The following is a 20884-nucleotide window of genomic DNA, read 5'->3' on the forward strand; positions in this document are numbered from 1 at the left end:
ATCGTCTGTGGGTTACCTGTATTGGTATAGGTTGCTGGGTTTGCTATAGCATTCATAGGTGCTTCTGCATCTGCTTGGGTCTCGTAATAGGTTACTGTATAAACCAATGGGTCTTGACCGCCTAATATAGTAGCGTCTTGTGTGGTTAAATCAAACTGAGCTACGCCATCATTGGAAGCGTCATCGCAAACTACCATATCTGATGGCTCTGTTGCTATGGCTCTATAGTTAACTACTAAATTGAACACCGGAAGTGGTGAGGCTATGTAGCAATTAGAATCTCCTGCACTCTCTACTCGTACATAGATAGGTTGTGGGTTAACGGTATTGGTGTAAGGACTCACTAGTGCATTGGACCCTGAATCGGCATCAGCAAAACTTGTGTAATACGTCACTACAAAATCTGTAGAAGGTTGTGCGCCTAAAATACCTAAATCTTGAACCGTTAAATCAAAATCCTCAAATCCATCATTGCTGTCATCATCGCAGACTTCTAGGTCTAAAACTGGATTAATTATAGGCTGACCAGAAACATTTAAAGTGAAAGTCAATATTTCATAACAATCTGATGTTAAATATTCAATTCTGATGTAAATCACTTGTCCATCAGTACCAGAATATGCTCCAGGGTTTGCAATTGCATTTGTATCATCATCGGCATCAAAAGCGGTTTCATGATAAGTGACAACCATATCTCCTGGTATTGGAGAGGAAGCTAGAACAACAGGAGTATTAGAACTTAAATCAAATATATATGGAGGAACTCCTGTATCACAAATGAATAAATCATTTGGTGGATCTGTAACTATCTCAGGTAGTACATTAATACAAACTTGCTCAGTATATTCACATCCAAAGTCATCAGTAACTCTGTAAGTATAACAATGTGTACCTTCAGTAGCAGGTTGAACTGTTATAACATTTCCTGCTGTATTAGTAATTGATGGATCTGCATCCCAAGCTTCAGAAGTAATTACTGGAGTAAATGATAATTCAGGAGGTTGAATATTTGGGTCAAAATTCATTCCCCAAGAAAATACATATCCATTATCTATAGCTAAATTATCTACAATTCTAATACACCAATCTCCATTAAGTGGGCTACCAACTAAACTTGCAAAAGATTCTACAGGCAAATATGTACCTGGTGCCCATGAGTTTCCTGGAGGGTTAGATCCTGCTGTAATAGTTGGAGCATTTTCTAATAAAACAGATCCTGACATTGAAAAACAATAATCTGCTCCAACACCAGGTGTATTGGTTCCATCATCATTAGCACCTCCAAAGTAAGTACCACCTCCTGCTTGTGTAAATAAGTCGGCTTCTTGACCATTCGGTGAAATTATAGTTATATCTAAATCTCCAGAATATGAGTGCTCCATATTAACACAGACATTCAAAAGCTGATTTGGATCTGTTAATGTTTGAGCTGAATCAAAACAATCTACAGTGATGCAAGTTTCATAAACAGCACCCGAACCATCTGGTAAGAATGTTGTACCACTTACTGGAGGCGTACAGTCGTTTATAAAAGGTACTGCATTTACCACACCTTCGATAGTAGTAGATTCTCCAAAACAAATTGTACTTTCAGCAGCTTGAGTACCTGTAAAATCTGGCTCAGTAGCTACCTGAATAACTTGATTTATTAAATTAGTATTTGGACACCCATCAGGATCAACACTTGTATTTGCATCTCTAATATCAAGATTTACAATATACACTCCTGGTGTTGCATATGAAAACGTAGCTGTTTGTCCTGCAATAGTATTACCATCTCCTAAATCCCACTCATATGTTGCTCCTGTACCATCAAACTCAAAGTTACCACTACCTGTAAGTGTAATTTCCTCATTAGGACAAACTCTTATATAACCATCTCCATTTGGAGCTGGCGTAGCTGAATCAATTTGAGAGGTAATAACCTGACAAGGTGTTAAACAAGAAATATCTGCAGCCCAACCTGTTGTTGTACCAGATCCATCTGAAGTAAACTCAATTGTAAGACACCCTGTAGGGTTAGATTCTGTAGCACTTACAAAACCTGGGTTATTAACTCCATCAAACGACCCAAAAGCAGGAGATGCTGTACTATCTCCATTATAAATAGTCATTATATCTGCACCTAACTGGGTGTTAAAAGCTGTAAAGTTTAATTGAACTAATTGACCTGGATTTTCAGGACAAATAGTGAACACCAATGTTTCATTACTTGAATAAGGCCCAGATGCACCTCCTGAGTCATAAAACGTTCCAGAGCATTGGCTTACTGTACCATTCTGCATTGAAACATCTTGAGAGTATGCTGTAAAAGAAAATATAAACAGTATTAAAAATGTAATTTTTTTCATTGCAATTTTTTATTGGAATTGAGACTTAATTATGATAAAGTAATTGGTGTTATCTACTCGGTACATTTCACCAGACAGACCATTAACATTGAATAAGTATTTTAAAGGATTAAAAGTTTGAGGATTAAAAACCGTATCTCTTCGTAAATCACTAACATAATAGTTTAACAATGGTACTTCTGAAAGTAATGGACATTGTTTTTGGTCGTTAGGATTAGAAATAAGTTTTATTTCAATTCTATTCCTTAATAAGTTTTTAATGTCCTTTAATCTTTGAGGTCTGTTTAACACATACTCATTAGACTTATCTCCATAGACTTCATTAATTTGTTTTAACTCTTTACTATTTAAAGGAGCATTAACATTATCATTATACTTAATGAGCGAAATTGAAGGTTTAATGTTTTGAGAATTTGCTGAGTAAAATGTCATAAAACACACACATACAGCAAGTAGAAACGGTAATTTAATTTTCATTGCTTTATCAATTTTTAAAAGACGTGAAATTTAAGAATTTTTTAATAAAGACTATGTTAATATGTTAATGAAATTAACTTTTACACAGCTTATTTATATAACAACTGAAATTAAAAAACACCTACCTTGTGTTCAATTTTTTTAATTGCTTATCTTTGCCTTCTGTTTAAATTGACCTTATTTTTAAAATTGTAATGAAAATAGAAAAAGACATAGAAGATTTTGATTCTATTGGTAATGACCACATTGGCACTTCTGCCGACACTCCAATGCGATCTGATGCTTTTAACCTTACTAATGATGAAAAAATAGACATTATTAAGGATGACGTTAGACACATAATGGAGACTTTAGGTCTAGACCTGACTGATGACAGCCTTAGCGGCACACCTATGCGTGTTGCTAAAATGTTTGTGAAGGAAATTTTTGGAGGTTTAAATCCTGATAAAAAACCTAGCGCGTCAACCTTTGACAATAAATATAAATATGGTGAAATGCTAGTAGAAAAAAACATAACTGTTTATTCTACTTGTGAACATCACTTATTACCAATTGTTGGTAGAGCTCATGTAGCCTACATATCTAACGGTACAGTTGTAGGTCTTTCAAAAATGAATCGTATTGTCGATTATTACGCAAAGCGACCTCAAGTACAAGAACGTCTTACCATACAAATCGTAAAAGAACTTCAAAGTGTTTTAAATACTGAAGATGTAGCTTGTGTTATTGATGCTAAACACTTGTGCGTTAACTCTAGAGGGATTAGAGATATAGAAAGCAGCACAGTCACTTCTGAATTTGGAGGAAAATTTAAAAATGAAGAAACTCGTAGAGAATTCTTAGATTATATTAAATTAGACACTCAATTTTAGTTTAAACATCACACAAAAAGCAAATGCATCTTTACGACCAGCAACACATTAAAATTTACAACTCATTAAGCGGACAAAAAGAACCTTTTAAATCTATTACCGAAGGGTATGTAGGCATGTATGTTTGTGGACCTACAGTTTACAGTAATGTACATTTAGGTAATGTAAGAACTTTTATGTCTTTTGATATGGTTTTTAGATACCTAAAGCATTTAGGGTATAAAGTACGTTATGTAAGAAATATTACTGATGCTGGTCATTTAGAAAACGATGCTGATGCTGGTGAAGACAAAATCACAAAAAAGGCGCGTTTAGAGCAAATTGAACCTATGGAAGTTGTGCAACGCTACACTGTAGACTTTCACAACATTTTAAGTATTTTCAATTTTTTACCACCAAGTATTGAGCCTACAGCTACAGGTCATATTATTGAACAAATTGAACTTATTAGCACCATAATAAAAAATGGTTTTGCTTACGAAGTAAACGGGTCAGTATATTTTGATGTACACAAGTTTAATGAAACGAATGATTATGGCAAGTTAAGTAAACGTAAGTTGGACGATTTAATCCACAACACACGTGAACTTGATGGACAAAGCGATAAAAAAAATCCGCAAGATTTTGCCCTTTGGAAAAAAGCCGAACCACAACACATTATGCGTTGGCCTTCTCCTTGGAGCGATGGTTTTCCTGGTTGGCACTTAGAATGTACAGCAATGAGTACCAAATATCTTGGTGACCGTTTTGATATTCATGGTGGTGGTATGGACTTAAAATTTCCACATCACGAGTGCGAAATTGCTCAAAACGAAGCTGCTAAAGGACAATCGCCTGTTAACTACTGGATGCATGCTAATATGCTTCATCTTAATGGACAGCGTATGTCTAAATCTACAGGTAACACTGTAAACCCTGACGAGTTACTTTCTGGTGACAACAAATTTTTCAGTAAAGCATATTCACCAAGTGTTATACGTTTTTTTAATGCTCAATCGTCTTACAGAAGTGTATTAGACCTTACTGACGATGGCTTATTGGCAAGCGAAAAAGGGTTTCATAGATTAATGGATGCTATTAATTTACTAGATAACATATCGTCTGCTTCTACATCTACATTTAATGTTTCTGAATGGAAACAGAACTGTTATGATGCTATGAATGATGATTTTAATTCTCCAATATTAATAGCTCATTTATTTGATGCTGCTAAATACATCAACCAAATAAAAGACGGTAAAGCCTCTATTACTTCTGATGATTTAAAACTTCTAAAACAAACTATGTACGCATTTACATTTGATGTTTTAGGGTTACAAAACGAATCAAAGAAAGAATCTGGTACTGATAAATTATCTGCTGCTGTTGATATTTTAATTAAATTACGACAAGAAGCCAGAGCTAATAAAGACTTTGCTTTATCTGATAAAATACGTGACGAATTAGCTGAAGCTGGAATTCAGCTTAAAGATGGTAAAGAAGGAACTACTTTTACGACAAACTAGTCATGAAAAAAATTATAATAGCTCCTTTTTTATTTTTAATAAAGGTCTATCAAACATTAATTTCACCTTTTCTACCTTCAACATGTAGATACCAACCTACTTGTTCTTACTACACAAAGGACGCATTATTAAAACATGGCTTATTAAAAGGTGGAAAACTGGCAATAAAAAGGATTTTTAGTTGTCATCCTTGGGGAGGTTCTGGTTTTGACCCTGTTCCTGAAAAGGAAAACTAATTTTCAAAAATACTTAACACTTAGTCACACTCAAAGTAGTATATTTACCTTTGAAAAAATAAAGACATGCATTTTTTACATATAGACTGGAACCCATCAAAAGGAATAGACTTAAGCTTTTTCACACTACATTATTACAGTATGATGTGGATAGTAGCTTTTATACTTGGTTTCTACATCATGAAACGCATTTATAAAAATGAAAACGAAAGCAACGAATCTTTAGACTCGCTCTTTATCTATTCTGTAGTAGGTATTATGCTTGGTGCTAGATTAGGTCATGTTATTTTTTACCAACCTGAACTTTTTAAAGAAGATTTCTTTAGCGTCTTTTTACCTTTTAGCTTTAAAGGAGGTATTCATTTTACAGGGTTTCAAGGACTAGCTAGTCATGGTGCTGCTATGGCTATGATTGTCTCAATGTATTTATACAATAAGAAAGTGCTTAAAAAATCGGTGCTTTGGATATTAGACAGAGTTGTAATTCCTGTAGCTTCTGGAGCTGTTTTTGTTCGATTTGGGAACTTTATTAATTCTGAAATCATAGGAAAACCAACCAACTCTGATTACGGAGTAGTTTTTACAAAATTGGGTGAAGATTTTCCAAGACATCCAGCACAACTTTACGAAGCAATCTGTTATGTGTTCGTGTTCCTTATTCTATTTTATTTCTATTGGAAAACTAAGAAAAGTGAACAAGAAGGGTTTTTATTTGGCTTGTTTTTAGTGTTATTATGGACTGTTAGATTTTTTGTTGAGTTTGTTAAAGAGGCACAAGTTGAAGAACGTGCTACATGGGCTTTAAACACAGGTCAATGGTTAAGTATTCCTTTTATTTTAATAGGACTATACTTTATGTTTGTTTATAAGCCTAAATCAAAGCTTTCTTAATGAGAAAGAAAATTTACAACATAGTATATGTTGCTAGTTTAAGCATATTTTGTTTAGCAAACACATCTTGTAAAGAAGACAAAAAAGCGATTAAACCAGTAGTTATTTCCTTTAAAAAAGAAGGTGAACTAACACTTTACAAAGGCACTTCAGACTCTATAGTTAAAACCTTAGATATAGAAATAGCTGATGATGATTACCAAACACAAACTGGTTTAATGTATAGAGATAGTATGAAAGATTCTCAAGGGATGCTATTTATTTTCCCAGATGAGAAATACCATAGTTTCTATATGAAGAATACCAAAATTCCTTTGGATATTATTTTTTTAAATGCTGATAAAACCATTATCAATATCCAAAAAAATGCTAAGCCTTATGACGAAACATCGTTACCGTCAAAAGCACCTGCAAAATATGTTCTTGAAATAAACGCAGGTTTAAGTGATGAATGGAAGCTTACTGCTGGTGATAGCATTTCATTCACTACTTTATAAATTTTCAAACTATAAAATAAAAACTTAAACAACTATAAAATAAAAAAGCCACTCATTTAGAGTGGCTTTTTGTTATTCAGAATAGTATATAATTCTTACTCTTTATCTTCAGCTGTTTCTCCTTTGTTTTTTAAAGTATCATACATAACTGGTGTTGCAATAAATACAGAAGAATATGTACCTACAACCACACCAACTATAAGTGCAAATAATAAACCTCTTAAAGAATCAGCTCCAAAAATAAACATTGCTAATAATACCACTAACGTAGTTAAAGAGGTATTCAATGTTCTACTTAAAGTACTGTTAATTGCAGAGTTAATATTTTTTCCACCTTTAAAACCAGCTCTTTCTGCTATCACTTCTCTAATTCTATCAAACACAACTACTGTATCGTTTAGAGAGTAACCAATTACGGTTAAGATAGCTGCAATAAACGCTTGGTCAATTTCCATACTAAATGGCATAAATGAATAAGTAATAGAGAACACTCCTAATACAATAATAATATCATGGAAAACCGCAGCAACTGCTCCAGTTGAGAATTGCCATTTTTTAAATCGTAATAAGATGTATAAGAATACAACTACTAATGACCCAAGTACAGCCCAGAAAGACTCTTTTTTGATATCATCGGCAATTGTTGGACTTACTTTACCTGAGAATACTTTACCTACATTGTTTTTAGCTTTAGAGAAATCGTCATACGATGTTCCTTGTGGTAAGTATTTGCTTAATGATTCGTATAATTTAGTTTGAACGATAGAATCTGCTTCTGCTGAATTTTCATTTACCATGAACTTTGTAGATATTTTCAATTGGTGAGAATTACCAATTGTTTTTACCTCAGCACTTTCAAAAACGCTTTCTACATCAGCTTTAACCTCTTCAGGATTCACATCTTGGTCAAAACGTACTTGGTAAGTTCTACCTCCAACAAAATCAATACCTTGATCTAATCCTTTAGTAGCTAAAGAACCAATACTAACAACAATTAAAATTGCTGAAAACACATAAGCTACTTTTCTCTTACTAATAAAATCGATATTCAAGTTTTTAAATAATCCTTTTGTTAACGCAGTAGAGAACTCTAGTTTACCACCTCTGTTTACATACCAGTCAACTAATAATCTAGTGATGAATATTGCAGTAAATAAAGACGTAACAATACCAATTAATAATGTTGTAGCAAATCCTTTAATTGGACCAGTACCAAACACAAATAATATAATTGCAGTTAAACCTGTTGTAATGTTAGCATCTAAGATAGAAGACAACGCATTAGCAAAACCATCTTTTACAGCTTCTTTTTGTCCTTTACCTTTTGCTATTTCTTCACGTACACGTTCAAAAATAAGTACGTTGGCATCTACCGACATACCAATTGTTAATACAATACCTGCTAAACCAGGAAGCGTTAACACAGCTCCTAACCCTGAAAGTACTCCAAATATTAAAAGAATGTTGAATAATAAGGCAATATCAGCAAAAATACCTGACTTACCATAGTATAGTATCATCCATAATAATACTAATGATAATGCAATTAAGAATGATTTAATACCACTATCAATAGCTTCTTGTCCTAAAGTTGCACCAACTTCTTCAGCTTGAACAATATCAGCCGAAGCAGGTAATTTACCAGCTCTTAATACGTTAGCTAAATCTACTGCCTCGTTTAATGTGAATGAACCAGAAATTTCAGAGTTACCTCCTGAAATTGGACCAGTTGTTACACCTGGAGCAGAATACACAATATCATCAAGAACAATTGCTATTTGGCTTTGTTGCTGATACGCTTTTCCTGTCATTTCTTCCCAAATCTTAGCCCCTTTGCTATCCATTTGCATACTTACAGATGGCTTACCTGTTTGGCTATAAGATTGACGTGCATCAGAAATAACAGCTCCACTTAAAGGTGGTTGATTTTCTCTGTTTCCTACAAGTGCATATAAATCTACATAGTCACTATCTTTTGGTTGGATTCCCCAAACAAATTTCACATAACGTTGTTCAGCTGGCAATAATGCTCTTACCTGTGGATTGTTTAAGTATGAAGTAACAAGCTCTTTATCTTTTGCTTCAAAAGTTGCTACTACAGGTCCTCCTGAACCATAACCTCTTAGTAAATCAAAAATTGGGTTTACTGCTACATCTGTAGAATCAGTAGTTGTTTCACCTACTAAATCATCAATTAAACTATCAGTTTTTTCAGCTACAGTAGAATCAACAGCTACTTCAGTATCTTTTTCAGTATTAACTATAGGCTTCAACGTTTCGTTAGCTTGCGCTAAGAATGGAAGAAATTGCTCTCCTCTATACGCATCCCAAAACTCTAACTGTGCAGTACTTTGTAAAAGTTTTTTAACACGCTCAACATCTTTAGCTCCTGGAAGCTCTACTAAAATACGTCCTGAGTTTCCTAAACGCTGAATATTTGGTTGAGTAACACCAAACTTATCAATACGCTTACGTAATACCTCAAATGCAGAAACGATAGACTCATCAACTTTAGTTTTGATAATACCTTTAACGTCATCGTCAGACATGTCATTTGTAATGTCTGGGTACATTGTTCTGTTAGCAAAAATATCAGGAGAAGCTAATTTTTGGTCTCCTTTTATAGCATCAAAAGCTTTGTAGAAAGACTCTAAATATGGCTCTTGAGCGTCTTTTTGAATTTCCTCAGCATCACTTAACGCCTTGTTAAAAACTGGGTCTTTAGAGTCGTTTGCTAATCCTACTAAGATATCTTTTACAGATATTTCAAGGATAACGTTAATTCCTCCTTTAAGGTCAAGACCAAGGTTCATGGCCTTGTCTTTTACCTCGTTGTACGTGTAGTCGGCAATTCCTATATCGAAAACTTTAATGCTTTCTTGTTTTCCGTCTACATCAACTTTGTTTGTTTTAAGAGAGTCTAGGTATCTTACCTCTTCGGCTGCTCTTTCTTCTGGTGTATCAAATTTACTTATTGCTAATTCTTCAGCAGTACTGTCAATTTGATTAGCTTTGAATGTAAATGATAATTGGTATATACTTACCAAACCAAATAACACTGCAAATAGCTTTACTAATCCTTTGTTTTGCATTACTTTATTTTTTGGTCAAATTTTTTAAAAACGAGCAAATATAGAATTTACTCAGAATTTGACAATTATTTTTTATGATTATAAGTGGTTTTAAATGCGCTTTTCGATAAAACACGAAAAACTATCTTTAATAGGAGTGATAAGCTTTTGGGTATAGAAACTTATCTTTTAATAACTGATTAAGCTAAAGGTCCTGCTCTAACTTCAGGAATTTTGTAGGAATACTTATCTATTGCGTTAGCAATATATCTTCTAAACACATAACTAGACGCTCTTAATTGCTCAGTGGCATCAATATTAAGGTAATATGAAGGCGCAAATACATTTGGGTTTATTAATCGGTCGTGGTCAGATTTTAATTCTACAGCAAGTTTACCGCTTAATCCAATGTCGTAGTTACTATGAATTTCGTAAACATCAACATTGTAGTCAATTGATGCATTTCTTGATGGAAGTTTATTACTCTTTGATTTGTCATCAAAAGCAGTAACACCTAAATCTAGAACATTATCCTGAGATAATTGCTTTTTAATATTGGTAACGTCAGAAGTGCTGTAATAGGTAATTTTTAGTTGACCGTTATCTTGCTCTACAACCTTAATATTTTCAGCTCCTGCATGTTGCAACTGCTGTTTTACATTAGCTATAGCATTTTGTGTATCTTCATGACTTACATGTTCTCCTGTAAATTGTAAAACAACTTCCTGATTAGGTACAGACGATTGCTGCTGGCTAGAAAAACCACCTAATACAGATAAAATGATTACCAGAGTACTAATGTACCATCTCAAATTCATGCGCCAAATATATGAAAAAATAACGATTGTGTTATTGCGTTACATCTTGAATAGGTCTTAATTGAGGAATACTTTTTTGCGAGGATAAAATTATTGCTAAATCTTGCGCTTGTGATAGGGTAAAATCTCCAGCTATTTGAGTTAATCCTCCTTGTATTGGCCCTACAGTAACTCCTGGAGCTGAGTAAACCAAATCATTTAAGGTAACAGCAATGTATGAAGCGTTTTTAAATGCGTTTTCAGTTAATCTTTCCCAAGTAATTGCTCCTTCTTTATTCATTTCTATTAAAACAGCTGGTCTATCCACAACATCAGTCACCTGTTTTGCTTTTAAAATAGATTCACCTGTTAATGGAGGTATATTATTTCTATTAGATTTTGCTGCATACAACGGAAGATTATTATTCTCATCAGCAATTCCCCATAAAAACTTGGTATTAATATATTCTGGTTTCATTTGAAATCTTGTGTCTTTATCGTTTAGCATTTTATTTATTGCTACTGTATCTTCTGCTTTACAAAATGCTATAATTGGCCCATACTGATGGCCTAAAGCAGTAAACATATCCAGGAATGGTTTATTTTTAAGAGAGTCTTTTGCTTTATCCTCATAGAAACTCCCGATTTTTAAAATTTCATGAAAGATTTCTTCTACATGATACAGCTCCCAAAATTCAAGTTTTCCTTTATTTAAGATGATTTTATTTAACCTAAGAGTGTCTAACTCATAATCTGTTATTTTAACCTTCAATTTATTTCTTTCAAACTCAGTAATTTCATGTTGATTACTAAATTGATTAAGTCTTTTATTTAAAACGAAAATGGTTTCTGAAACTTCCCCAGAAGATATACTGTCTTCATTTTCAAATTCATAAAAGAAAACAAACTCTTTTTTCTCCCTTGAAGGATTGCAAGCTAGAATTAATAATACAAAAATTAAATAGTAGATTTTTTTCATTATGAGTATTGTGTTTAAAGATTAAATTGATAGAATGACAAATAAAAAAAGGCTATCAAAATTTTGATAGCCTAAATATATTTAAAATAAAGTTCTGATTATAATTCTAACAATCCGTTAGTTTTACTTACACCTTCAGCACTTTCTTGCATGTGTGCTTTTTCGGCATCACTAAGCTCAATGTTTACGATTTCTTCAATACCATTACGTCCTAAAATTACAGGAACACCAATACATAAATCGTTTAATCCGTACTCACCTTCCAATAAAGCTGAACATGGGAACATTTTCTTTTGATCGCAAGCGATAGCTTGTACCAATCCACTTACTGCAGCTCCTGGAGCATACCAAGCAGATGTACCTAATAATTTTGTAAGTGTTGCTCCACCAACTTTAGTATCTTCTTTTACTTGGTCTAATCTTTCTTCTGATAAGAACTCAGATACTTTAATACTGTTTCTTGTTGCATGCGCAGTTAAAGGCACCATACCTTTATCGCTATGACCTCCAATTACCATTCCGTCAACATCACTAATAGGAGCTCCTAAAGCTTCAGCTAATCTGTATTTAAAACGAGCAGAATCTAAAGCTCCACCCATTCCTATAATTCTGTTTTTAGGTAAACTAGTAGTTTTGTGTACTAAATACGTCATAGTATCCATAGGGTTACTTACAACAATCATTATAGTGTTAGGAGAATGCTCTATTAAACTAGATGAAACCGATTTTACAATACCAGCATTGATACCTATTAACTCTTCACGAGTCATTCCTGGCTTACGAGGAATACCTGAAGTAATTACACAAATATCACTATTAGCTGTTTTGCTATAATCGTTAGTTACACCTGTAATTTTTGTATCAAAACCGTTTAAAGATGCGGTTTGCATTAAATCCATAGCTTTACCTTCGGCAAAACCTTCTTTAATATCTAATAATACAACTTCAGATGCAAAGTTTTTAATTGCAATATATTCTGCACAACTTGCACCTACTGCTCCTGCTCCAACTACTGTTACTTTCATATATAAATAATTTTTAAAATTGTGTTGATTTTTAAGACTGCAAAATTACAAATTATTATACTGTAAATGAAAAAAGCACAAGAATAATCTTGTGCCTTTGTTAAATCTATTATTAACCAAGTTTAAAACGAAAAATTAAGACCTAAACTTGCGCTATCAAACTCTGCTACTGTATAGTCAGCATTGATACCAAAAAAACCTAATTTTAAATTGGCTCCAACAGTAGCTCTAATTCCTGATATATCTTGTTCAACCGAAAATGGGTCAATTATTTCTTCTGAAAATAAAACACCATCGGTTACTCTATAAGTTCCTAATAAATCGGTTGTTGATGTTCCTGTAACATACCCTAAACCACCATAAAAGTTGATTATTTTTAATTTAGTACCAACTATTAATTCAAAAAGCATTGTGTTAACTTCAGTATCTATTTTTTGGTTTTCTCCTTCTACATATTCACCATCAGTAAAATCATAGCTTCCATCTAAATGCGTGTAGGCTATTAAACCAGAAATAGCAACAGGAAATACTTTGTCTGCTGGTAACCATGATGTGAATTCTTGTTGTATACCAAAACCATAGAATCCTACTTTAACATCATCAGTATCTACCTTAGGAAAAAAGCGTCCTTTTAGTTGAGTACCTTTAAAAGGTGAAAAACTAGCTTGTAAAAATGCTGTTGGTATTAAGTTTATGTTTTCTGAACCAATACCTGTAGGTAAGGTTATTTCCACTTCTTGTGCTCCAAAAATAGGATCGTCATAGGTTGCAATAACTGTAATATCAGGATCATTATGCCCTAAAGCTGTAGCTACGGTTTTGGTAGGACTATTATCAGGAAATCTAATATTTTCATAATCTGCTACATTCATTTCAAAAGATTTTTTTTCATCTTTAATAAAAGAAGCATTTCCCATAATAGAAATTTCAAAGCCAAAACGTTTTGGTGCTTTTGCATTGTTAAACCAACCATTGTTGATTCCAAAAGCCACTCCTTCAGAAGCTGGACCTATATAATCTGCCGTAAATCGTTGGGCATCCTCAACACCTGCTGTTAATAGGTCATTTACGTTTTCTTGTGCATTTGTAATTGTAGCTGTAATTACAAACAGCATGAACAGAACGCATTTTTTCATAATACTAAGTAGATTAAATTTTTGGTGAAAATAGTAAAATTTATGATTATAACGTATTTTGTCGTTAAAAAATTACACTTTATCGATGTTTTATTTTTTTACAACATAAAAAAAAGCGAATACAAAATGCATTCGCTTTTAGTATATAATAGCTACTATTAATTACGCATCAATATTAGCGTAAATAGCATTCTTTTCAATAAACTCCCTACGAGGTGGTACTTCGTCTCCCATTAACATTGAGAAGATACGATCTGCTTCTCCACCATTATCAATATTTACTTGACGTAGTGTTCTAAACTCTGGATTCATTGTTGTATCCCAAAGCTGCTCAGCATTCATCTCTCCAAGACCCTTATAACGCTGCACACTTACACTGCCTCCAAATTCTTCAGCAATTGCATCACGTTCTTTATCAGTCCAAGCATAGCTTTTCTTTTGACCTTTCTTGACCAAATATAAAGGTGGTGTTGCAATGTAAATATGACCGTTCTCAATAAGTTCTTTCATGTATCTAAAGAAGAACGTTAAAATAAGTGTTGCAATGTGGCTACCATCAATATCAGCATCACACATAATAACTACTTTGTGATAACGTAATTTCGATAGGTTTAACGCTTTACTATCTTCCTCAGTACCAATGGTAACACCTAGTGCTGTGAAGATGTTTTTAATTTCTTCGTTTTCAAACACTTTATGCGTCATTGCTTTTTCAACATTCAATATTTTACCACGTAGTGGAAGAATAGCTTGAAATGCTCTGTCACGACCTTGTTTTGCAGTTCCACCTGCCGAATCTCCCTCTACAAGGAATACTTCACATTTTTCTGGGTCTTGCTCTGAACAGTCACTCAGTTTTCCTGGTAAACCTCCAATGCTCATTACAGTTTTACGCTGAACCATTTCACGCGCTTTTTGTGCTGCATGACGTGCTTGAGCTGCAAGAATTACTTTTTGAACAATGGTTTTAGCGTCCTCAGGATGTTCTTCTAAATAATCAGTTAACATTTCAGAAACCGCTTGACTTACTGAAGCAGACACTTCTCTGTTTCCTAGCTTAGTCTTTGTTTGCCCTTCAAATTGAGGCTCGGCAACTTTTACTGATACGATAGCTGTTAATCCTTCACGGAAATCATCTCCTGCAATATCAAACTTTAGCTTATCTAACATTCCTGATTCGTCAGCATACTTTTTTAAAGTATGTGTCAAACCACGACGGAAACCAGAAAGATGCGTTCCACCTTCGTGCGTATTAATATTGTTTACATACGAATGCAAGTTTTCTGCATACGACGTATTGTAAACCATAGCAACCTCAACAGGAACTCCGTTTTTCTCTCCTTCAAAAGAAATAACATCGTTCATTAAAGGCTCTCTGTTACCATCTAAAAACTTCACAAATTCTGAAAGTCCTTCTTCTGAATGGAATGTTTCTCCTTCGAAACTTCCGTCTTCTTTTTTGTGACGTTTGTCAACTAAATGTACTGTAATACCTTTATTAAGGTATGCCAACTCGCGCATTCTACTAGCTAAAGTATCGTAATTGTACTCTAGTGTTTGTTGAAATATTTGTGGATCTGGTTTAAAAGTTACAATGGTTCCTGTTTTATCTGAATCACCAATAGTTTTTACAGGGTATAAAGTTTTACCTCTTTCGTATTCTTGTTCCCAAATTTTTCCTTCTCTGTGAACTGTGGCTTTTAAGTGTTCAGACAATGCGTTAACACAACTTACACCAACACCATGAAGTCCACCTGATACTTTATAAGAATCTTTATCAAACTTACCTCCAGCTCCAATTTTAGTCATTACAACTTCTAGTGCCGAAACACCTTCTTTTTTGTGTAATCCAACTGGAATACCACGACCGTCATCCTCTGTGGTAATTGAGTTATCCTCATTTATAGTTACTGTGATATTATCACAATGTCCTGCTAAAGCTTCATCAATGGAGTTATCAACTACTTCATAAACCAAATGGTGTAAACCTCTTACACCTACGTCTCCAATGTACATCGATGGACGCATACGCACGTGCTCCATTCCCTCAAGGGCTTGGATACTGTCTGCACCATACTGTTTTTTGTTTTCTTCGCTCATTTTTATTTTAATATGATTTAGTTCTTATTTTACAGAAAAAAAGACGCTAATTGCGTCTCTTTTGAGATACTAACAAAGATAACAAATTATCATGCCTTTTAAAAGTATTTTAACGAGTTAGTTAATAAATTATCAACATTTGTTAATTACTCAAAAGTGCCTTAAAACGTCTAAAAAGCATCTTAAATTTGATTTTGGGATTTTTTTAGACTCATTCAAAATCGATAAAACACTAAAATGCATTAGAGCGGTTTTAATGCGTTTATAGTTTATTAGAATTACCTTAATAAATCATGATTTTGAGTTGTTGTTCCTTAAATTAATTACACAACTTGATTTAATCAAATAATTAACAAATACCAATGTTATGATAGATGGAAATAATCCTTTAAATAAATTAAAGAAAATCCAATTCCAATCTTGCGGAGCGGTTTTTGACAGTTCTATAAACATCAATTCGCCATACGGATAGGATTCATAAAAGAACGTCATTAAAAAGTTATAGCCTAAGTGAAACCCTAAACCTAACATAATTGACTTTGTTTTATAAAATGTATAGGCCCAAACATAGCCTGTAAATCCTGTTACTAAAATCACATACACGATAGGTATTATTCTTTCTTCCATCATACCATACGAGAATACATGGTAAACTCCAAAACACAATGCTGATAGCAGAATAGCCTTTTTTGACTCAATTCTTTGAATTAGTATATATAGCAACGCTCCACGAAAGACTAAATCTTCGGTCAAAGCTGATTTGATGTGATAGAAGAAAGATTGAAATATTAAACTGAAGTCAACAGTCTCTTTTAGTTTCCAGTTCACATTTAAAATATATGTTTCAGCAGCTACCATCAAAAGACACAGAAGCACCATAAACACAAGTCCTATGAAGAATTGAAGCATTCTATTTGGATAAGGAATGAGACCTAAAACATCGATATTTTTTTTCTCAACAAAGCGTAAGAGTGCCCATGAGATTACTAATATTATTAATAATCCTAACATTTGAAATTACGTTTAAATTAAAGTTATGCTTCTTTTGGTTTCAAAAAAGAGATTGAAAATGGATACTTAAAAGTTCCCGTTTGTAGCGATCTTGAAATATTATATATCGTAATGATAATAGCAAAAAGCACAATCGCTCCTGAAATAAAAAAATTGTAACCAGGAATGATAAAAAAAGATAGTAACGACAAAAAGAACAGCAAGGTAATTGTCCCATGAAAATTTACAATTGCTCTACCATGAGCATCATACACCTTACTATCTTCAGCTTTATGAATCCAAAGAAACAGTGGAAACAAAATACTTCCAAACGGAATAATCAATCCTAAAAAAGGAGAACCATGGAGCAACAACATCCATTTACGATGTATGACTTCCTCCTTGGGGTCTTCAAGAATTAGTAATTCGTCAATCTCTATTTCAAGACCTGCTGCCAACAGTTTTACCGTTTGAAGATGTGGCTGCACATCACCTTTTTCTATACGCTGAATGGTTCTAACCGTAACAGTAGTTTTATCAGAAAGTTGCTCTTGCGTATACCCTTTTAGCTTTCGCTGATAGGTTAAATTTTCGCTTAAAGAATTTTTATTCATTTTGATTATTTTTCTGGTACAAATCTACTTCAGGTTATTGGATTTTAACACGACATTTAAATGTCACCTATATGTCATTGTTAGGTTTTATAAGGGTTTTAAGCCTTCATTAAGTAAACTTACCTGAAAACTCAAAATAATACATTGGGTTAGTCTAGTCTTTAAAGGTAGTTATTTTTAAAATAAAAAAGCCGGTTAAAAACCGGCTTTCATTCTTATAGGTTATTAAAATTAATATGCATCAGTATGTACTTTTGCAACTGCTCTTCCACTTGGGTCATTCATGTTTTTGAATGCTTCATCCCACTCTAAAGCAATTTTTGTACTGCATGCTACACTAGGTTCTTGTGGTACACTTAATGCAGCTGCATCACTTGGAAAATGCTCTTCAAAAATAGAACGATAATAAAACTCTTCTTTATTTTGAGGTGTTTGTATCGGGAACCTAAAATGCGCATTCTTCATTTGCTCATCGGTTACTTCTTCATTCACTACTTCTTTCAAAGTATCAATCCAACTGTAACCAACACCATCACTAAACTGTTCTTTTTGTCTCCAAGCTACACTTTCTGGCAGCATGTCTTCAAAAGCTTTTCTCACTACCCATTTTTCCATACGCTCTGGTGTTATCATTTTATCTTGCGGGTTGATACTCATTGCCACATCCATAAATTCCTTATCTAAAAATGGTACACGACCTTCAATTCCCCAAGCTGCTAAACTTTTATTTGCTCTCAAGCAATCATACATATGCAGTTTACTCAACTTACGAACCGTTTCTTCATGAAACTCTTTCGCATTTGGCGCTTTGTGAAAATACAGATAACCACCAAATAATTCGTCAGCACCTTCACCAGACAACACCATTTTTATTCCCATAGACTTAATAACTCTTGCCATTAAATACATAGGTGTACTCGCGCGAATAGTTGTAATATCATAGGTTTCTAGCTGATAAATTACGTCTCTTACCGCATCTAAACCTTCTTGAATGGTAAACTTTATTTCGTGGTGAACAGTTCCAATATGGTCTGCCACTTTTTGTGCTGCAGCCAAATCTGGTGATCCTTCAAGTCCTACTGAAAAGGAGTGTAATTGAGGCCACCATGCATCTGAAGTATCATCACTTTCAATACGTTTTTGAGCATATTTTTTTGCAATTGCTGAAGTCACCGAAGAATCTAAACCTCCTGAAAGCAAAACACCATAAGGCACATCGCTCATTAACTGCCTGTGAACAGCTGCTTCAAGCGCTTCTTTTATTTTTGAAATACTTGTTTCGTTGTCTTTTACCGCATCATAATCAGTCCACTCACGTTTATGCCATTGCACAAACTCACCATCTTTACTAGACATATAATGACCTGGAGGAAATAGTTCAATTTTTGTGCAAACACCTTCAAGTGCTTTCAATTCTGATGCTACATAAAAGGTTCCGTTTTGATCCCATCCAATGTATAATGGAATGATTCCCATGTGGTCTCTAGCTACAAAATATTCGTCTTTTTCAACGTCATAAATTGCAAAACCAAAAATACCATTAAGCTCATCAACAAAATCAGTTCCTTTTTCTTGATACAACGCCAAAATAACCTCACAATCACTTTCAGTTTGAAACTTATAATCTGGAAACTGTTTACGCAACTCTCTGTGGTTATATATTTCACCATTAGCCGCTAAAACAAACCTCTTATCTTCCGAAAACAAAGGTTGCTTTCCTGAAGCAGGATCAACAATCGCTAAACGCTCATGCGCCATAATCGCTTTGTCATTATCAAAAATTCCGCTCCAGTCTGGACCACGATGACGGATTCTTTTTGACATTTCTAATATTTGAGGTCTTAAATCTTCTGTTTTCTGCTTTAAATCAAATGCACATACAATTCCACACATAATTTCTCTTTTTTATATCAATTGTTACATATTATGAAGCAAATATTCATTTAAGATTACAAAATAAAAAACATAATTAACATTTCAATTACAAATTACAACTAAAAACTATAAATTATAATCATTAGAAAAGTTATTCAACTGTATTTTGTTATTTATATTTACAAAATGAAACACTTAAGCCTACTCGTTTACCTTTTGCCATTCATTCTATATAGTCAAACATGGCAACCTACTTCAATTACTCCAAACATAAATGGACAACGTTTTGATGATGTTTTCTTTATAAACGACAATATTGGTTGGGCTGCGAATGGTTATTATGCAGCAGTTTTTAAAACTACTGATGGTGGTGACACTTGGATAGAACAAGCTAGTTCTAGTGATTTAGGTGGCAGCTACTACTTTAGAAATATTGAATTCATTAATGAAAACATTGGTTTTTTAGGGACTTTAAATGGTAAATTTTTCTCAACAAATGATGGTGGGACAACCTGGAATGAAGTCACCAATATTTCTCCAAACCCTCAAGCTATTTGTGGTTTGAATGCTGTAGGTAGTTCAACAATTTATGGTTGTGGAGCCTATTTTACTCCTGCTTACATTATAAAATCCACTGATAGTGGTTTAAATTGGCAATACATTGACATGTCTGCTTATGCTAATGCACTAGTAGAAATTAAGTTTATTAATGAATTGACTGGTTATGCTTGCGGAAGTAATGCTACTGGAGCTGTTGTTTTAAAGACAACTGATGGTGGATTAAATTGGAATGAAATTTACAACTCCAATATTGCTGGAGAATATGTTTGGAAACTTCAAATCTTAGAAAGTAATAATGATGTTGTATTTGGTGCTGTTGAATCAATGGCTCCACATTTTGGGAAATTAATTAAATCTACAGATGCTGGTACTAATTGGAATAGCTACAACGCTCCTGAAACCTCAATACAAGCGGTTGGTTTTATAAATGAAAATAAAGGTTGGATGGGAGGACATACTACTGGTTTTTATGAAACAGTAGATGGTGGACAAACTTGGACGAACCTAAATGTTGGCTCGAATCTAAATAGGATTTTTATTATTAGTCCAGCTTTAGCTTATGCCTCAGGAACCTCTATCTATAAATTCACCGATGCCTCTTTAAATATTAGCGAAGTAGAATCCAACTCAAAAACACTTGATATTCATATTAAAAATAATCCTGTAGACACAACACTAGAGTTTAGCATTTACTTTCACAACAATGACAATCTACTAATTGAGCTATACGATAGTAAAGGAATTTACATAAAACAGCTTTCAAGAGAAATCATTACTTCAACTGAAATTGAAAAGCATTATACCTTTGATGTGAGTGCACTTTCATCTGGAACTTACTTTATAAACTTCCATAATAATTTCCAAAGACAGTCTCTAAAATTCATTAAACAATAAACTTAGCACGATT

The 20884-nt window shown here is 33.6% G+C and carries 17 protein-coding genes; 6 read left to right on the forward strand and 11 right to left on the reverse strand.

Going from position 1 to position 20884, the window contains the following annotated elements:
• Both DMZ43_RS00005 and DMZ43_RS00010 read right to left on the reverse strand, forming a co-directional pair.
• A partial coding sequence (locus tag DMZ43_RS00005) for a PKD domain-containing protein (protein ID WP_131505693.1) occupies positions 1-2351 on the reverse strand: 2351 nt, incomplete at its 3' end.
• Between the two features lie 9 nt (positions 2352-2360).
• Positions 2361-2828 (reverse strand): hypothetical protein, encoded by a 468-nt coding sequence (locus tag DMZ43_RS00010; protein ID WP_129758971.1) that lies wholly within the window; start codon positions 2826-2828, stop codon positions 2361-2363.
• A 194-nt stretch (positions 2829-3022) separates the two neighbouring features.
• Here DMZ43_RS00010 and folE point away from each other — a divergent pair, with 194 nt between their 5' ends.
• The 5 genes from folE to DMZ43_RS00035 all read left to right on the forward strand — a co-directional run bounded on the left by folE (position 3023) and on the right by DMZ43_RS00035 (position 6829).
• The gene (gene folE / locus DMZ43_RS00015; RefSeq protein ID WP_129758972.1) at positions 3023-3700 is read left to right on the forward strand and encodes a GTP cyclohydrolase I FolE; all 678 of its coding nucleotides are present in this window, start codon (positions 3023-3025) and stop codon (positions 3698-3700) included.
• A gap of 23 nt (positions 3701-3723) precedes the next feature.
• Positions 3724-5205: a cysteine--tRNA ligase gene (cysS, locus tag DMZ43_RS00020; protein ID WP_131505694.1), complete on the forward strand. Its 1482-nt coding sequence runs from the start codon at positions 3724-3726 to the stop codon at positions 5203-5205.
• Between the two features lie 2 nt (positions 5206-5207).
• On the forward strand, positions 5208-5441 hold the full coding sequence (gene yidD / locus DMZ43_RS00025) for a membrane protein insertion efficiency factor YidD (RefSeq protein ID WP_131505695.1): 234 nt from the start codon (positions 5208-5210) through the stop codon (positions 5439-5441).
• A gap of 66 nt (positions 5442-5507) precedes the next feature.
• Entirely contained in the window at positions 5508-6332 is an 825-nt protein-coding gene (gene lgt, locus DMZ43_RS00030) for a prolipoprotein diacylglyceryl transferase (RefSeq protein WP_131505696.1), read from the forward strand.
• A complete protein-coding gene (locus DMZ43_RS00035; RefSeq protein WP_131505697.1) occupies positions 6332-6829 on the forward strand; it encodes a DUF192 domain-containing protein in 498 nt (165 codons plus the stop codon). Before lgt ends, DMZ43_RS00035 begins: the two co-directional genes overlap by 1 nt.
• A 95-nt stretch (positions 6830-6924) precedes the next feature.
• On the opposite strand, the gene secDF is transcribed toward DMZ43_RS00035, so the two are convergent.
• The 9 genes from secDF to asnB all read right to left on the reverse strand — a co-directional run bounded on the left by secDF (position 6925) and on the right by asnB (position 19434).
• Positions 6925-9921 (reverse strand): protein translocase subunit SecDF, encoded by a 2997-nt coding sequence (gene secDF / locus DMZ43_RS00040; RefSeq protein ID WP_131505698.1) that lies wholly within the window; start codon positions 9919-9921, stop codon positions 6925-6927.
• Positions 9922-10100: 179 nt separating this feature from the next.
• Complete coding sequence (locus tag DMZ43_RS00045; protein WP_131505699.1) at positions 10101-10718, reverse strand: hypothetical protein; 618 nt, start codon at positions 10716-10718, stop codon at positions 10101-10103.
• 31 nt (positions 10719-10749) lie between these two features.
• Positions 10750-11676, reverse strand: coding sequence for a hypothetical protein (locus DMZ43_RS00050; RefSeq protein WP_131505700.1), 927 nt, complete (start codon positions 11674-11676; stop codon positions 10750-10752).
• Positions 11677-11774: 98 nt separating this feature from the next.
• Positions 11775-12701 carry a malate dehydrogenase gene (gene mdh, locus DMZ43_RS00055; RefSeq protein ID WP_129758979.1) on the reverse strand — a complete coding sequence of 309 codons (927 nt, stop codon included), beginning with the start codon at positions 12699-12701 and terminating at the stop codon, positions 11775-11777.
• Between the two features lie 122 nt (positions 12702-12823).
• A complete protein-coding gene (locus tag DMZ43_RS00060; protein ID WP_131505701.1) occupies positions 12824-13837 on the reverse strand; it encodes a DUF6588 family protein in 1014 nt (337 codons plus the stop codon).
• A gap of 162 nt (positions 13838-13999) precedes the next feature.
• On the reverse strand, positions 14000-15937 hold the full coding sequence (gyrB, locus tag DMZ43_RS00065) for a DNA topoisomerase (ATP-hydrolyzing) subunit B (protein ID WP_131505702.1): 1938 nt from the start codon (positions 15935-15937) through the stop codon (positions 14000-14002).
• Between the two features lie 291 nt (positions 15938-16228).
• Positions 16229-16948: a CPBP family intramembrane glutamic endopeptidase gene (locus DMZ43_RS00070; protein WP_131505703.1), complete on the reverse strand. Its 720-nt coding sequence runs from the start codon at positions 16946-16948 to the stop codon at positions 16229-16231.
• A 23-nt stretch (positions 16949-16971) separates the two neighbouring features.
• Positions 16972-17541 carry a helix-turn-helix domain-containing protein gene (locus DMZ43_RS00075; RefSeq protein WP_131505704.1) on the reverse strand — a complete coding sequence of 190 codons (570 nt, stop codon included), beginning with the start codon at positions 17539-17541 and terminating at the stop codon, positions 16972-16974.
• Positions 17542-17772: 231 nt separating this feature from the next.
• Positions 17773-19434, reverse strand: coding sequence for an asparagine synthase B (gene asnB / locus DMZ43_RS00080; RefSeq protein ID WP_131505705.1), 1662 nt, complete (start codon positions 19432-19434; stop codon positions 17773-17775).
• A gap of 168 nt (positions 19435-19602) precedes the next feature.
• Here asnB and DMZ43_RS00085 point away from each other — a divergent pair, with 168 nt between their 5' ends.
• Positions 19603-20871, forward strand: a complete 1269-nt coding sequence (locus tag DMZ43_RS00085; RefSeq protein ID WP_131505706.1) for a YCF48-related protein — start codon at positions 19603-19605, stop codon at positions 20869-20871.
• Positions 20872-20884: the final 13 nt, after the last annotated feature.

The organism is Meridianimaribacter sp. CL38 (assembly GCF_004328055.1).
Taxonomy (GTDB): domain Bacteria; phylum Bacteroidota; class Bacteroidia; order Flavobacteriales; family Flavobacteriaceae; genus Gaetbulibacter_B; species Gaetbulibacter_B jejuensis.